12 protein-coding genes are annotated in these 15,389 nt (G+C 70.2%); 3 read left to right on the forward strand and 9 right to left on the reverse strand.

Annotated elements, in window-relative coordinates; all coding sequences use genetic code 11:
* Positions 1-225: 225 nt before the first annotated feature.
* Positions 226-1,116, forward strand: coding sequence for a hypothetical protein (locus tag ACFY3V_RS13460; protein ID WP_389773052.1), 891 nt, complete (start codon positions 226-228; stop codon positions 1,114-1,116).
* A gap of 46 nt (positions 1,117-1,162) precedes the next feature.
* Entirely contained in the window at positions 1,163-2,116 is a 954-nt protein-coding gene (locus tag ACFY3V_RS13465; protein ID WP_362897676.1) for an SIS domain-containing protein, read from the forward strand.
* Between the two features lie 97 nt (positions 2,117-2,213).
* On the opposite strand, the gene ACFY3V_RS13470 is transcribed toward ACFY3V_RS13465, so the two are convergent.
* Together ACFY3V_RS13470 and ACFY3V_RS13475 are read right to left on the reverse strand one after the other, a co-directional pair.
* Positions 2,214-2,810, reverse strand: a complete 597-nt coding sequence (locus ACFY3V_RS13470) for a DUF742 domain-containing protein (protein WP_362897674.1) — start codon at positions 2,808-2,810, stop codon at positions 2,214-2,216.
* Position 2,811: 1 nt separating this feature from the next.
* Complete coding sequence (locus tag ACFY3V_RS13475; protein ID WP_389773057.1) at positions 2,812-5,601, reverse strand: nitrate- and nitrite sensing domain-containing protein; 2,790 nt, start codon at positions 5,599-5,601, stop codon at positions 2,812-2,814.
* 389 nt (positions 5,602-5,990) lie between these two features.
* Between ACFY3V_RS13475 and ACFY3V_RS13480 the strand changes: the two genes are divergently transcribed.
* The gene (locus ACFY3V_RS13480) at positions 5,991-6,977 is read left to right on the forward strand and encodes an ABC transporter substrate-binding protein (protein ID WP_389773060.1); all 987 of its coding nucleotides are present in this window, start codon (positions 5,991-5,993) and stop codon (positions 6,975-6,977) included.
* Between the two features lie 94 nt (positions 6,978-7,071).
* On the opposite strand, the gene ACFY3V_RS13485 is transcribed toward ACFY3V_RS13480, so the two are convergent.
* From ACFY3V_RS13485 to ACFY3V_RS13515, 7 genes are all read right to left on the reverse strand, one after another.
* Positions 7,072-7,659, reverse strand: a complete 588-nt coding sequence (locus ACFY3V_RS13485; protein ID WP_350948722.1) for an ATP/GTP-binding protein — start codon at positions 7,657-7,659, stop codon at positions 7,072-7,074.
* Complete coding sequence (locus ACFY3V_RS13490) at positions 7,640-7,948, reverse strand: DUF742 domain-containing protein (protein WP_389773663.1); 309 nt, start codon at positions 7,946-7,948, stop codon at positions 7,640-7,642. The genes ACFY3V_RS13485 and ACFY3V_RS13490 overlap by 20 nt, the downstream gene beginning before the upstream one ends.
* A 93-nt stretch (positions 7,949-8,041) precedes the next feature.
* Positions 8,042-8,464, reverse strand: coding sequence for a roadblock/LC7 domain-containing protein (locus ACFY3V_RS13495; protein WP_389773064.1), 423 nt, complete (start codon positions 8,462-8,464; stop codon positions 8,042-8,044).
* Positions 8,461-11,193 (reverse strand): nitrate- and nitrite sensing domain-containing protein, encoded by a 2,733-nt coding sequence (locus ACFY3V_RS13500; protein WP_389773067.1) that lies wholly within the window; start codon positions 11,191-11,193, stop codon positions 8,461-8,463. Before ACFY3V_RS13500 ends, ACFY3V_RS13495 begins: the two co-directional genes overlap by 4 nt.
* Before the next feature lie 261 nt (positions 11,194-11,454).
* A complete protein-coding gene (locus ACFY3V_RS13505) occupies positions 11,455-13,731 on the reverse strand; it encodes a [protein-PII] uridylyltransferase (protein WP_350948725.1) in 2,277 nt (758 codons plus the stop codon).
* A 3-nt stretch (positions 13,732-13,734) separates the two neighbouring features.
* Positions 13,735-14,073 (reverse strand): P-II family nitrogen regulator, encoded by a 339-nt coding sequence (locus ACFY3V_RS13510; RefSeq protein ID WP_350948726.1) that lies wholly within the window; start codon positions 14,071-14,073, stop codon positions 13,735-13,737.
* Entirely contained in the window at positions 14,070-15,389 is a 1,320-nt protein-coding gene (locus ACFY3V_RS13515) for an ammonium transporter (RefSeq protein WP_362897663.1), read from the reverse strand. Before ACFY3V_RS13515 ends, ACFY3V_RS13510 begins: the two co-directional genes overlap by 4 nt.

Raw genomic sequence — 15,389 nt, forward strand, 5'->3', positions numbered from 1 at the left:
ATCGACACGGTCCCCAGGGCCGGCGACGGGCGGACCGGCGAGCTCGTCGAGGCTCTGACCTGTGATGTTCCCGCCCCATTCGGTGTACGGAGATTCCACTCACTCCCCGTAACGATCACTCCTCTTTCCTCAATCGACACTCAATCGTCATCGAGGGCAGCGGCCGAACGAGGGTTCGAGGTCGATCAGACCAACTATTCGGTGGTCGTCGGCGAGAAGGTCGTTGTGAAATGGCTCACCCCGCCCGCGCCGCTCCCCCACCCCACACCCGACATGTTCGCGCACCTCACGTCGGTCGGTTTCACCGCGACCGCGACGCCGTACGCGTCCGTCTCCCGGCGCGCCGACGACGGCTCCGAACTGCTGCTCGCCCTCGTCACCGCGTACCTGCCCGGGGCCGGTGACGGCTGGGAGTGGTGCGTGGACGAGGCTGTCTCGCACGGCACCTCCTTCGCCGTCGACCTTGGCGTCCTCGCCGCCGACCTGCACACGGCGATGGCGACCCCCTCCGCGACCTTCCCCACCCCCGTCAGGCGGTCGGACGCGGTACGGGCGGGAGAGAGCCCGTGGTCCCTCCGGGCGGGCGAGGCCCTGGTGGAGGCACTCGCGCTGACCGACGGCGAGGACGGCGACTGGCTCGCGGAGCGCGCCGACGCGCTCCGCGCCGAGCTGGCGCCCCTCGCCCGGGTGGGGGCCACCCCGTTGATCCGCATCCACGGGGACCTGCACGTCGGCCAGATCCTGCGCTGGCGGGACGGCTACGCGGTGATCGACTTCGACGGCAACCCGACCGTCGCGGGCGCCGACCCCTTCCAGCCCGCGGCCCGCGACCTCGCCCAGCTCACCATGAGCCTCGAACACGTCGGCCAGGTCGCGATCAGGCGCCGCGACGCGGACCCCGCGATGATCGCCGGGTGGTCCGCCACGGCCCGCGCCGTCCTGGAGTCGGCCTACCTCAGGCGGCTGGACGAGCTGGGGCACGCCGCCCTGCTGGACCGTTCCCTGCTGCGCCCCTTCGAGATCGAGCAGGAGTGCCGCGAGCTCGTCTACGCGGCCAGGCATCTTCCCCGCTGGCGCTACGCCCCGATGGGCGTGCTGCGCTCCCGATACCGCTGATCCCGGCGAACCCGGCGAACCCGCTGTTCCCCACGAAGGAGACCCCGTGATTCCCGACCTGTACCTCGCCGACCTGGAGGCCAAGCCCGCCGCACTGGCCGCCCTCGCCGGCACCCTGGAGGCGGGCGATCCCTTCGCGGGGATTCCCGCCGGGATCCGGCGGGTGCTCCTCCTCGGCATGGGCAGCTCCCGGTACGCCGCCCAGGTGGCCGCGCTGCGCCTGCGGGCCGCGGGGATCGACGCCGTGGCCGAGTACGCCTCCGCCGCGGCGTCCTACCCGCCGGGCCCCGACACCCTGGTGGTCGCCATCTCCGCCACCGGCGGCAGCCGGGAGACCCTGGACGCGGTCGCCCGCCACCGGGGCCGGTCCTTCGTCCTCGCGCTGACCAACCACCCGGACTCGGCCGTCACCGAGGGTGCGGACCTGGTGGTTCCGATGGTGGCGGGCGAGGAGCGCGGCGGTGTCTCCTGCCGGACCTTCCAGCACACCCTCGCCCTGCTCCTCGCACTCGGCGAGCGTCTCACCGCGTCGGGCGGGGACGTGCCCGGGTTGATCCGCCGTACGGCCGAGGCCACCGCCGACCTGCTCGACCGCCGCGACGAGTGGCTGGAACCGGCCGCGACGCTGCTCGACGGCCCGAACGGCGTCTACACGATCGCTCCCGCCGAGCACCTGTCCTCGGCCGAGCAGTCGGCCCTGATGTTCCGCGAGGGGCCCCGCAGGGCGGCCGACGCGTGCGAGACCGGTGACTGGGCCCACGTGGACGTCTACCTCACCAAGACCCTCGACTACCGCGCCATCCTCTTCCCCGGCTCCCGCTACGACGAGCAGGCCATGGACTGGATCCGGCAGCGCGGCTCCACCGTCCTGACGGTCGGCGGCGAGCTTCCCGGCGCCAAGGCCTCCGTCCGCTACCGCCACGACGACGACCCCGACGTGGCGCTCCTGACCGAGACCCTGGTGGCCGAGCTCGTCGCCGCCCGCTGGTGGCTCGCCTGAGACCGGCGTCCGCTCCGCCTGACGCGGGACGCCCGCCGTCCCGTTCTCCGCACCCGTACCGGATCTCCGCGAGACGCGGCGCGTGCGAGGAACGGGCCTATTCCTTGAGGTGGTTGAGTACGCGTTCGAGGAGGTCGGGCCCGGGACCCGCCGCGCTGACCCGGGGGTGGTGGATCCGCACCAGCCCTTCGGACTCCATGTCGGAGACCAGGACGCGGGTGACGCCGAGGGGGACCCCCAAAAGCGCGGATATCTCAGCGATCGAGCGGATACTTCGGCACAGATCACTGATGAAACGATATTCCCGGATATAGGAGAGGCCGAGCGGGGCCGTGGTCGTGGTCGAGACGAGTGCCTCCATGGCGAGCTTGGAACTCGGGACGACCCGCCCCCCGGTCACCGCGTACATCCGGATCAGCGAGCTCTCCTCCTCGGCCGGCTCCTCGTCCTCGTCCTCGGACGCGTATCCGAAGCGCCCGCCCCGCCGGGCCCCGGCCGTCTCCTCCTGAGCCTCGTATCCCCGCGCCCCGGCCGCGCCGACGAACGGCACGAACCCCGGCCTCTCCTCCGGCGAGCCGTATCCCCGCGCCCCGGCGGAAAACCCGTACCGAGGCGTGTCGTCCCACCGCTCCTGCCATGAGGAGGCCCGGCCGTCGGGAAGCTCCCGCCCCTGGTCCCGGTTGTCGGCCCGCACGCTACCCCTCCCTGTCCGGGAGCTCGTTGCGTGCCCTGCGCACACCCTCCTGGAAGCTCGACATGCGGCTGCGCATCTGCTCCGGCGAGAGGCGCGGCGCGTCCGGCGCGGGGGACGGCTCGGGTCCCGCGACCGGCGCGACCGAGCCGGGGACCAGGTTGGCCCGGGGGGTGCGTCTGGGCAGGCCGGCCTCGGTCGTACCGCCGTGCGCCGGAGCGCTCACCGCCTGCGCGGCCTGCCAGCCGCTGTCACCGGGCGAGGTCCACGGCTCCGGCTCGGCCGGCGACCCCTCCGGCGCGGAGTCGTCGGGAGCGTCGTCCGCCTCGGGGCGGGCCGTCTCCGCACCGGAGTCCCCGGCGGGATCGGCGATCCGGAACCAGGCGGACTCGACCGCGGCGAAGATCGGCAGGAAGTCGTCCTCCCGCTCGGCCGGGACCTCGCCGGCGAGGGGGTCGGACGCTCCCGGAAGAGGGTCGAACAGGCCGGGGGGCGGCTGCGGGAACTCCCCTCGCTCCCCCGGAGGACGGAACCGCTCCGCGGGCGGGCTCCACACGTTCCGCTCGGTCGCGTCCGGCCCGCCCTCCTCGGCGAGAGGTGCCTGCGTGACCGTGGGCGCCGCGAACACGGGAACTCCCCGGTGCGGGAACGGCGCGGGCGCGTCACCCGGGACGTGCGGGAACGGCGAGTCGGGTGAATCGGGCGCCTCGCCGGGGAACAGGTGACCGGTCTCGCCCTGCGGGAAGCCGACCACACCGGCGGGCAGCCCCGCGCTCGGCGACGTACCGGGGAAGACGGCCGAGGGCCGCGAGGAACCGGGCATCTGTTCCCCGATGGGCGGCAGGACGAGAAGCGACTCCGGGAGCAGGACCATCGCGGCCAGACCGGAGTCCTGCGGGCGGAGCTGGACGCGGATACCGTGCTTGAACGCGAGGCGGCTGACGACGAACAGACCCATGTGGCGGGCGACCGAGGCGTCGGCGGCCTGCGGGTTCGCCAGCCGCCAGTTGGCCTCGGAGAGCTCGTCGAGCGTCATGCCGATGCCCTTGTCGGTCACCGACACCATCACACCGCCGCCGTCGATCCGGCTGTCGGACACCGTGACCCTCGTGGTCGGCTGCGAGAACGAGACGGCGTTCTCGATCAGCTCGGCGAACAGGTGGACCACGTCGCTCACCGCGGGACCCGCGACGGCGACCTCCGCCCGGACCCGGTTCGTCACCCGCTCGTAGTTCTCCACCTCCGACAGCGAGGCCCTGACCACGTCCATCAGCTCGACCGGCTGCCTCCAGCGCCGCGCCACCTCCTGTCCGGCGAGGACGAGCAGGTTCTCGCTGTTGCGGCGCATCCGGGTGGCGAGGTGGTCGAGCTTGAACAGGTCCGCCAGCCGCTGGTCGTCGCGCTCGCCGCGCTCCAGCCGCTCGACCAGGGTGAGCTGGCGTTCCACCAGGGTCTGGCTCCGCCTGGAGAGGTTGACGAACATCGCGTTCACGGTGTTGCGCAGCCTCGCCTCCTCCCCCGCCAGCCGGACCGCCTCCCGATGGACCTCGTCGAACGCCCTGGCGACCTCGCCGATCTCGTCACGCGACAGTACCCCGATCGGTGACACGTCGGCGACCATGCTCTCACCGTGCCCACCGTGCGATTCGCGAACCCGCTGGACGTACGCGGGCAATCTCTCCCCCGCGACCTCCAGGGCCTCCCTGCGCAGCCGCCGCAGCGGCCTGACCAGCGAGCGCACCACCCAGATGGTGACCACCAGCACGAGCGCCATCAGGGCGGCGACGGCCGCGGCGACCATCAGGGCACGGTTCTGCTCGTCGTCGCCGAGTTGCTGGCTGCGCGCGACGATGACCTGGGCGTGCCGCTCCTCTGCCTCGCGCATGTGGCCGATGGTGACGGTGGCCGCGTCGTACCACTCCTTGGCGTCGTCCTTCCGCTCCAGGTCCAGGCCCTTCAGCGAGTCACCGGAGGCGGCGCGGAGCAGGACCAGTTCGCGGATGAGGTCGGCGCGTTCTGCGGTGCGGCCGTTGACGGTCTCGTCGAAGAGGCGGCGCTCCCTGCTTCCGGCCTCGGCGGCGAAGGTCCTGCGCTCGTTGCGCTCGATGGAGATCGCGCCGAGGAACTGCTCCATCTGTCCCTGCTCGAACCGTCCCGCCACGAGCACCACCGTGAGCAGCGCCCGTTGGAGGGAGAGTGCCTCCTTGGCGCGGGCGAGCGCGTCCAGGGTGAGCGCCTGGCCGAAGAGGACGTCGTCGTCGCTGCCCTTGCCGAGTTCGTCGTGCAGGGAGAGCAGATCGGCGATGACCAGGGAGTAGGCGGCGATGGTCGCGTCGGGCAGCAGCGTCGACTTCAGTGCCTGCTCGCGCAGCAGGTGAAGGTCGTCCAGACGGGTGATCGCGCTCTCGATCTCGTCCCTGGTACGCCCGCTCACCCCCTCACCGAGCAGCGAGCCGCTCTCACGGACGCGCTCCGCGGAGCCGTCGACCAGATCCATCTGGGCCCTGATGTTCCTTACGCCGCCCTCAGGGCGGCCGAGGGCGACGAACCAGGCGGTGCGATCGCGTTCCTCGGCCAGCTCATGGGTGAGCGCGCCGACGCGGGCGGAGAGCCGGGCGAGGTCGTTGACCCGCTGGTAGTCGCCTGCCGCGCGCAGCGAGGCCACTACCTGGACACCGCCGAGCAGCACCGCGGCGATGGAGGGCACCAGAACGAGCGCGACGAGGCGACGGCGCACCCGCCAGTTCCGCAGGCGCAGGCGGCTGCCCGCGCCCTGGATCTCGTGTGTACTCACCGAACGCTGCCCTCTCGGTGGATGAACCCCCTGGCCGAATTTCCTGTGGTTCCCGGCAATTCGAGCACATATCAACCGGTGGGGCCAAGCGAACGCAGCTCTATAGATGCGTATTCGTGGTGAAGCAGGGACCGTATCCGGAGCTCCAGCTACGACTGGAACTCCGGTTCTGGTCAGCCGAATAATCTTATTAGGAACTTCCGGACCCCTATGGCCGTTTGCATCGTTCCAAACAGAGGAGGATGGAGGCATCCCCGACGAGCTCCCGAGGAGCGTGACATCGTGATGCACGATATTCGCGATTCGCGCCATACCTTGCCCCCTGCATCCGCAGTTCTCACCGTGCACCCCGGCCCGCCGAGCCCGGGTGGCGGGCCCTGGAGGAGACCGTGGCCACACCCGGCGACGCCGCGCGTCAGGTTCGCGGCTCCCGCTCGACCGTTCGTGCCCTGCCGGTGCTCATCGCACTGCTCCTCTCACTCGCCGCCTGCACCGGGGAGGCGGTCGCACCCGCGCCCCGGGCATCCGACGGCGAGACCGTGAGGATCGCCGTCAACGGGTGGGCGGGCTCCGAGGCGAGCGCCGCGGTCGTCGGCCGCCTGCTCACCCAGGAGCTCGGCTACCGGGTGGAGACGGTGAGGCTCGACCCGCTCCAGTCCTGGGAGGGGCTGGAGCGGGGCACGGTGGACGTGATCGTGGAGAACTGGGGGCGGGAGGCCCTGAAGCGGGCCTACATCGAGGAGAAGAAGGTCGCGGTCTCCGCGGGAAGGAGCGGCCCCACGGGGGTCGTCGGCTGGTACGTCCCCCAGTGGATGGCGGACGAGCATCCACAGATCACCGACTGGCGGCAGCTCAATAAGTACGCACATCTCTTCAAAACGGATAAATCCGGCAATTTAGGTCAACTGCTCGACGGGGATCCCTCGCATGTCACCAACGACGAGGCCCTGGTCCGCAATCTCGGCCTCCACTACAGGGTCGTCCACGCGGGCAGCGAGAAAGCGCTGATCGACGCGGCCAGGCGAGCGACCCGCAACCGGACCCCGCTGCTGATGTACTTCTACGAGCCACACTGGCTTTTCGGCCAGATCAAACTGGCGAAGGTCAACCTTCCGCCGTACGCGATCGGCTGCGACGCCGACCCCGCCAGGATCAGGTGCGACTACCCGCCGTACCTGCTCGACAAGATCGTGAGCAGGCGATTCGCCGACACCGGCGGCAGGGCCTACGAACTGGTCAGGAACTTCAACTGGACGAGCGAGCAGCAGAACGCGGTGGCGAGCGACATGACCGACAATGGCCTCGGCGCCCCCCAGGCGGCCCAGAAATGGATCGACGCCAACAAACTAACCTGGAAGGAGTGGGTGCCGGGCTGACGACTCCCGGCTCACGCCCCGCCGGGGAAGACTCGGGCCCCTTCTCCGGAGACGACCCCGCCGAGCACGGAACCGCCCCGGAGAGAACGCCGGACTACGCGGACGTCCCAGAGGCCGTGCGGACCCGCAGAACATGCTCGACCAGAGTGATCAGCGTGCGTTTGACGGAGTCGCGGGAGCGGGCGTCGGTCCGCACGACGGGAATGTGCGGAGCCAGCGTCAGCGCCTCCCGCACCTCCTCCTCGTGGTGCGGGAACTCCCCGTTCCAGCCGTTGACACCGACCACGAACGGAAGCTTGGCCTCCTCGAAGTAGTCGATCGCGGGAAAGCCGTCGGCGAGCCGGCGGGTGTCGATCAGAACCACCGCGCCGATCGCGCCGCGGACCAGGTCGTCCCACATGAACCAGAACCGGTGCTGACCCGGCGTACCGAACAGGTACAGGATCAGGTCACGGTCCAGGGAGAGCCGGCCGAAGTCCATCGCGACCGTGGTGGTCGTCTTGTGGGGAGTCAGCCCGAGGTCGTCGATCCCGGCGCTGGCGTCGGTCATCACCGCCTCCGTGGTCAGCGGCAGAATCTCCGACACCGAACCCACGAACGTGGTCTTGCCGACACCGAACCCGCCCGCGACAACGATCTTCGTTGACGTCAGGCCACTCTGGCTAGAGCCTGCGAAGTCCACTGAGAACCCTTTCGAGCATGTTGAGGTCCGGTTGTCCCTCGTTGAGATGCGGCTGGTGGATACGGACGAAGCCCTCATCGACCATATCGGCCACCAGCACGCGGGCCACGCCGAGCGGAACCTTCAGGAGAGCGGATATCTCGGCGACCGAACGATACGAACGACAGAGCCTGATGATCGCATCCTGTTCGGGAGTGAGCAGCGCCAGGTCCTCCTCCATGATGAAGGAGGAGGAGACCAGTGCCTCCATCGCCAGGTGGAAACGAGGTTCCGACCTGCCACCGGTCATGGCGTACGGGCGGAACAGAGGCTCGTCGTCCTCGGTTCCGTCAATCCCGAGCACGGGCCTCTCCCGTGATGAGACCGAGCGGGAGCGCGGTCATCACCGGCCCCGGGAAGACTGCAGCTCGGCGCGGAGCGCCGGGGTGAGCACCTGTCCCGCCCGCTCGACGAGCAGGGTCATCTGGTAGGCCACCAGACCCATGTCGCAGTCGGGGGAGGCGAGCACGGCGAGCACGGAGCCGTCGCTGATCGCCATGACCAGCAGCAGGCCACGCTCCATCTCGACCACGGTCTGGGTGACGGCGCCCCCCTCGAACACCCGCGAGGCACCCACCGTCAGGCTGAGCAGTCCCGCCGCGACCGCGGCGAGCTGATCCGCCCTGTCCGGCGGAAACCCCTCGGAACTGGCGATCCTCAGCCCGTCGGCGGAGACGCACACCGCGTGCGCGACACCGGGTGTGCCACGGACGAACTCGGTGATCAGCCAGTCGAACCTGCGTGCCTCATGACTCAGGGTCGTCACGAGCCTTCCTCCTCGTCAACCAGGCTTCTGGTGGTGGTTTCGACTACTTCGGCGCGGCCCCGCCGTACGCCTTGCTGGAAGCTCGACAGACGGTTGCGCACCCTGTCCGGCGACAGGGGCGGCATGGGGCTGGCCGGTACGGCCGCGGCCGTACCGGGTACGAGGTTCGCCTTGGGGGTGCGTTTGGGCAGCCCCGCCGCGGTCACCCCGCCGAGCGAGGGTTCACTCGCCGCCTGGGCGGCGCGCCACCCGGCGTCGGCCGGGGTGTTCCAGCTGTCGGGCTCCTCCGCCGGAACGGACTGCTCGGCGGCCATCGCCCCCTCTTGCTCTCTCGTCCGCGGTGTCTCGTGAGCCGGCATGCCGTCCGGGGGCGTCGGCTCCTCCGGCCCGGCGCCCTCGGAGCGGCGGAACCAGGCGGACTCGATCGAGGCGAAGATGGGCAGGTACTCCTCCTGCTCGGCGTCGAGCGAGGAGACGCCCACCGTGGGCATCTCCTCCGCCGTCTCCTCGTACGAGGACTGGCTCCAGGCGGAGAAATCGGAGGCGGGAGGAGCACCGTTGCCGTTGACCTGGCGCTTGGGCAGGGGCTGGCCGCCTCCCTCGGAGGCACCGGAGGAAACCGGCCAGTCCTGGGCCGGGCGGTCGGCGGAGCCGAACGAGGGCAGATCCACGGACGCCTGCCCGAACGAGGTCTGTCCGAAAGGATCACGTCCGAACGGGTCCTGCCCGAACGGAGACTGCCCCTGCTCGAACGAGGGGTGGGTGTGTCCCAGCCCCGGCTGGGACTGCCCGTAGGAGAACTGCTGAACGGGCGGGCGACCCGCGGTGGACGGCTGGGCGGAGAGATCCCGCGAGGAAGCCTGCTCGCCACCCCACGAGGGCGTCTGCACCGGCTGGGTCGCCTGGACGACGAGCGCGGGCGGGAACAGGACCATGGCGACGAGACCGCCGCCCTCCTGCGGGCGCAGCTGGACCCGGATGCCGTGGCGCAGCGCGAGGCGTCCGACCACGAACAGGCCCATGCGCCGCGACACCGAGACGTCGACGACGGGCGGGTCGGCCAGCCTGCGGTTCGTCTCGACCAGTTCCTCGTGGGTCATGCCGATGCCCGGGTCACTCACCGCGAGCAGTGCGCCGCCGCCCTCGATCATGCTGCTGGAGACCACGACCTGGCTCGTCCGGGGGGAGAACTGGATGGCGTTCTCCACCAGCTCGGCGACCAGGTGCACGATGTCGTTGGCGGCGCTGCCCGCGACCGAGATCGTCCGGTGCACCTTGACCTGGACCCGCTCGTAGTCCTCGACCTCCGACAGGGAGGCGCGGACGACGTCGACGAGCTTGGCCGGCTGGCTCCGCCTGCGGGTCGGCTCGTGACCCGCGAGGACCAGGAGGTTCTCGGAGTTACGCCGCATGCGGGTGGCCAGGTGGTCGAGCTTGAACAGGTCGGCCAGGCGGCGGCCGTCCTCCTCGCCCTTCTCCAGACCGTCGATGAGCGAGATCTGCCGCTCGACCAGGGTCTGGGTGCGCCGCGACAGGTTGACGAACATCGCGCTGATGTTGGACCTGAGCTCGGACTCCTCGGAGGCGAGGCGGACGGCCTGCCGCTGCACCTCGTCGAAGGCCCTGGCGACCTCCCCGATCTCGTCGCTGGTGTCGATCGAGATGAGGTCGACGTCGGGCTCGCGGGCGTCGCCGGAGACCCGGAGCCGTCGCACGATCTCGGGAAGCCTGAAGCTCGCGACCTCCAGTGCCTCGGCGCGCAGACGGCGCAGCGGCGTCACCATCGAGCGGGCGATGACGACCGTGAGTCCGAGCACCAGCAGGAGCAGCAGCAGGATCAGCCCCGCGGTGATGATCGCGTTGCGCTGCTCGGCGTCCTGCAGATCCCTGGCCCGGGTGACCACGTCACCGGCGACCTTGTTCTCGACCTTCCGCATCTGGTCGAGGACCACGGCGTTGTCCGAGAACCACTGCTTGACCTCGTTGAAGTTCGACAGCAGCCGCCCGGTGCGCGCGGGATTGCTGGCGAGCACGATGACCCTGGCCTTGGTGAGCTCGGCCCGGTGGACCCTCTCGTCGATCAGGGCGCTCGCGAGAAGCTGCGCGTTCGCCGGGGTCGACTCGACGCCGAAGTCAGCCTGGTACTCGTCCATCCGGGAGCGGGAGGCGATGAACTTCTCGATCTCCTGCGGGGTGATGAGCGAGGGCGCGTAGTAACCGGCCAGCAGCCGGGCGCGCTGCTTGGAGACCTCCTCCTTGGCGTACGCCAGATCGCTGAGCGCGCGGGTGTTACCGACGATCTCCGGATCGTCGCTGACCAGGGTGAGCTCCTCGTGGAGTGTCAGCAACGGAGCGATCATGAAACTGTATCGTTCCATCCGGTTGATACCGGGCAGAGCACGCAGCGCGGGGAGGCCGTCCAGCTGGTAGGTCACGTTCTTGGCCGCCTCGACGATCCTGGCTCCGTAGGAGTCGTCGATCGCCTGGACTTCCTGCCGCACCTTCCTCACCAGCGCGTCCACGGTCTTCCGCTGCGCGTCGGAGCTGTCCTTCAGGCTCTTGTTCGTGGGCTGGAACGACGACCAGGCACCGCGGTCACGCTCCAGGCCGAGCGCCTGGGCGAGGTCGCGGAGTCCACCGGAGTACTCCGCCGCGGCGGCGGTCCGCTGGTAGACCGCCACACTGTCGATGGAGGCCACCACCCGCGTGCCGGCGAGTACGACACCCACCGCCGTCGGAACCAGGATCAGGGCCGTCAGGCGCGAACGGACGCGCCAGTTCTTCAAACCGAAGCGGGCGGCAGGCCGCTTAGCGCGGTCGGGTGCCGAAGCGCCCCCGCCCTCGGATGTCGCCGTAGTCACCGCTCTCGATACCCCTCAATCACGACACAAGTGGACAACATCACACCACAAGGTCACGAGTAAGAATCGGCAAAACCGACATAGCGCCTTTAATCGTTACGAAGGCGACTAGGGACCGATTTTTTACGGTTATCGCAGGGCAGCGAGCACTTGATCGCGTACCTGTGCCCGCTGGACCTCGTCGGTCAGTGGGCGACCGGCTCTGTCGACCACGTAGAAGACGTCCACCGCCTCTGCGCCGAGAGTCTCCACACGGGCGGCCCGTACGTCAAGGCCACATTCACCAAATGCTCTACCAATCCGCCACAAAAGACCCGGACGATCATGGGCGCGTACCTCGATGACGGTCGCGGTGTTGGAGGCGTCGTCCACCAGGTTCACCCTCGGCGGCGCCACCGGCACCCGGGCCGGGCGCATCGACCTGGTCCTCCTGGCCAGGCGTTGCTCGATGTCGAGACGACCGGCCAGGACGAGGCGCAGGTCGGCCTCCAGCGTCGCGGGGTCGGGCGGCGAACCGTACTCGGGAACGACCGAGAACTCGATGACGGCGGTCGCCCCCGCCGAGGCCGCCGACGCGGAGCGGACCACCATCCGATGCGCGGCCAGCACCCCGGCCGCGCGCCAGAGCAGGCCGGCGCGGTCGGGCGCGACCACGGTGACCGCTCCCCCGTTGATGCGCACGGCGCCCCCGCCGTGGCGGGCGAGGGAAGCCTGCTCCACCGAGAGCGAGGGCGCGGGACGCAGCGGGGTTCCCGAGAGCGCGGAACGCACCCGGCGTACCAGGTCGGCGACGAGCGAGGCCTTCCACGAGTTCCAGGCGGCGGGCCCGGTGGCGTGGCCGTCGGCCACCGCGAGGGCCGCCAGCAGTTCGAGGACCTCACGCGAGCCGACGGCCTCGGCCACCCGGGAGATCGTCACCGGGTCGTCCAGGTCGCGGCGGGTGGCCGTCTCGGGCAGCAGCAGGTGGTGGCGGACCACGGTCTCCAGGATGTCGACGTCCGCCGGGGGCAGGCCCATCCGGGTCCCGATGTCGCGGGCGACGACGGCACCGGTGGTGGAGTGGTCACCGGGATAGCCCTTGCCGATGTCGTGCAGGAGCGCGGAGATGAGCAGCAGGTCGGGCCGCGAGACCTCGCGGGTGAACGAGGCGGCCCCCGCGGCGGCCTCGATCAGATGCCGGTCGACGGTGTAGCGGTGCACCGGATTGCGCTGCGGTCGGTGCCGCACCCGCTCCCAGTCGGGCAGCAGGCGGACCAGCACTCCCGCCTGGTCGAGCTCCTCCCAGACGGGCACGGCCGCGCGGCCGGCCCCGAGCAGCGCCACCAGCGCGTCACGCGCCTCGTCCGGCCAGGGCACGGGCAGCGGCGGCGACTGGGCGGCCAGCGTGGTGACCGTGGCGGGCGCCAGCGGCAGCCCCGCCTCGGCCGCCGCGGCGGCGGCGCGCAGCACCAGCACCGGGTCCTTGCGCGGGTTCACCCCGCGAGCGAGCACGACCTCTCCGCCGTGCTCGACGACGCCGTCGGCGAGCGGGCGACGACCACGGGGGGTGGGGCCGGTGAGCAACCGGTCGACGGTGCGCCAGGTGGCGTCGAAGGCGTGCCCGATCGTCCTGGCGGCCTCGGCGAGCCTGCGCATCAGCGCCTCGGCGTCGAGCAGCCCGAGCATCCCGGCCACGGCGTCCTGCTCCTGGAGCACCAGCCTGTCCGCGCCGCGGGCGGTCACCAGGTGCAGACCGTGCCGGATGTCGAGCAGCAACTCATAGGCCTCACGGACCCGGGGACCCGGGGCCGAGGCGACCCAGGCCGCCGCCACCGCCTGCATCGCCTGCACGTCGCGGATGCCGCCGCGGGAGTCCTTGAGGTCGGGTTCGAGCAGGAACGCCAGCTCGCCGCTCGCCTCCGCCCGCTTGTCCGCGGCGTCACGCAACTCGCCCAGGCGGCGCCGGGAGTCGGCACGCCACTCGGCGAGCACGATCTCACGCGCCGAGCGCGTCAGCTCCGGGTCTCCGGCCACGTGCCGCGCCTGGATCAGGCCGAGGACCGCCTTGAGGTCCTCCCTGGCGACCTTGGCCGCCTCGTCCACCGTCCGCACCGAGTGGTCGAGACCGACCCCCGAGTCCCAGATCGGATACCAGATGCGGTCGGCGACACGCGCGACGTCCTCCCGCCCGTCGTGCAGCAGGACCAGGTCGAGGTCACTGCCCGGCGCGAGTTCGGAGCGGCCAAGGCTCCCGACCGCGACGAGCGCGACCCCGTTGAGGGCGCCGCGCTCGTCGTTTCTCGTCGTTCCCCCGTTAGGCCCGTACGGCGTACCGCAGGCGGTGCGGACCAGGTCCGTCAACCAGCGGTCGATGTCCGCGGCCCGTTCCTTACGGGCCGCGGCGTACGAGCGAGCGTCGCCTCTCACCGGTTAGAGCGCCTCAGGTCCGCGTTCCCCGGTGCGGACGCGGATGACCGTGTCCACAGGGACGGACCACACCTTGCCGTCACCGATCTTGCCGGTCTGCGAGGCCTTGACGATGACGTCGATGACATCCTCGGCGTCCTCCTCCTCGGCGAGCACCTCAAGGCGGACCTTGGGCACCAGGTCGACCTGGTACTCGGCACCCCGGTAGACCTCGGTGTGACCACGCTGGCGGCCGTAACCGCTCGCTTCGCTGACCGTCATTCCCTTGACCCCGAACTGCTCCAGGGCCGCTTTCACGTCATCGAGCTTGAACGGCTTGATGATCGCTGTGATGAGTCTCATGCGTCCACCTTCTTAGACGCCGGGGTGGGGGCCGGACCGTTGACGGCGGCCACACCCGAGGAGTGGATGGTGCCGAGGTCGTAACCGGTCTCGGCGTGGGAGGTGATGTCGACGCCGGTGATCTCGTCTTCCTGCGAGATGCGGAAGCCCATTGTCTTGTCGATGATCTTAGCGATGATCCAGGAGATAACGAAGGAGTAGGCGCCGACCGCGACGGGACCGAGCACCTGCACACCGAGCTGGGAGACCGGCCCGCCGTAGAAGAGACCCTTCTCCTGGCCGTCGGCGAACGGGTAGGCGGCGACGAAGCCCAGCGCCACCGCACCCACGACACCGCCGACGAGGTGGACGCCGACCACGTCGAGGGAGTCGTCGTAGCCGAGCTTGTACTTCAGGCCGACCGCGTAGGCACAGGCGACACCGGCGAGCGCGCCGATCACGAACGCCGCCCAGGGGTCGACGAAACCACAGGCCGGGGTGATCGCGACCAGGCCGGAGACCGCACCGGAGGCGACACCCAGGGTGGTGGAGTGACCGTCGCGGATCTTCTCGACGAGGATCCAGGCGCCCGCCGCGACGGCGGTGGCGATCTGGGTGTTGATGAACGCCAGGCCGGTCGTGCCGTCAACGGCGAGCTCGGAGCCCGAGTTGAAGCCGAACCAGCCGAACCACAGCAGGGCCGCGCCGAGAAGGACCAACGTGAGGTTGTGCGGTCGCATCGGGTCCTTGCGCCAGCCGACGCGCTTGCCGATCACCAGGGCGACCGCGAGGGCCGCGGCTCCGGCGTTGATGTGGACGACCGTACCGCCGGCGAAGTCCTCGATGCCGAGGCTGCTCAGCCAGCCGCCGCCCCACACCCAGTGGGCCACGGGGAAGTAGACGACCGTCGCCCAGACAATGGCGAAGACGACCCACGCGCCGAACTTCACCCGGTCGGCGAGCGCTCCGCTGATCAGCGCGACCGTGATGATCGCGAAAGTCATCTGGAACGTCGAGAAGACCAGGCTCGGCATACCGGTGCCGTCATCCTTGGTCGCCGTCTCGACCAGGCCGCTCAGACCGATGTTGTCGAGTCCACCGATAATCTTGTTGAGGAATCCCGAACCGTCTCCGACGGTGTCGAAGGCGAGCGAGTGACCGTAGAGCACCCAGGCGATCGTCACGACGATGATGCTGACCCACGACATCATCATCATGTTCAGAACACTCTTGGCCCTGGTCATGCCCCCGTAGAAGAACGCGAGACCCGGTGTCATGAGTAGGACGAGTGCGGTACTCGCGAGCATCCAGGCTGTGGAGCCGCTATCGATCTCCAT

Source organism: Streptosporangium sp. NPDC000095 (assembly GCF_042899335.1).
Lineage (GTDB): Bacteria > Actinomycetota > Actinomycetes > Streptosporangiales > Streptosporangiaceae > Streptosporangium.

What these genes read in the sequence shown, in the direction of transcription:
- ACFY3V_RS13490 (WP_389773663.1), bottom strand. Translation starts at nt 7,948, where the DNA reads ATGACCGGTGGCAGGTCGGAACCTCGTTTCCACCTGGCGATGGAGGCA.
- ACFY3V_RS13510 (WP_350948726.1), bottom strand. Translation starts at nt 14,073, where the DNA reads ATGAGACTCATCACAGCGATCATCAAGCCGTTCAAGCTCGATGACGTG.
- ACFY3V_RS13515 (WP_362897663.1), bottom strand. Translation starts at nt 15,389, where the DNA reads ATGGAGATCGATAGCGGCTCCACAGCCTGGATGCTCGCGAGTACCGCA.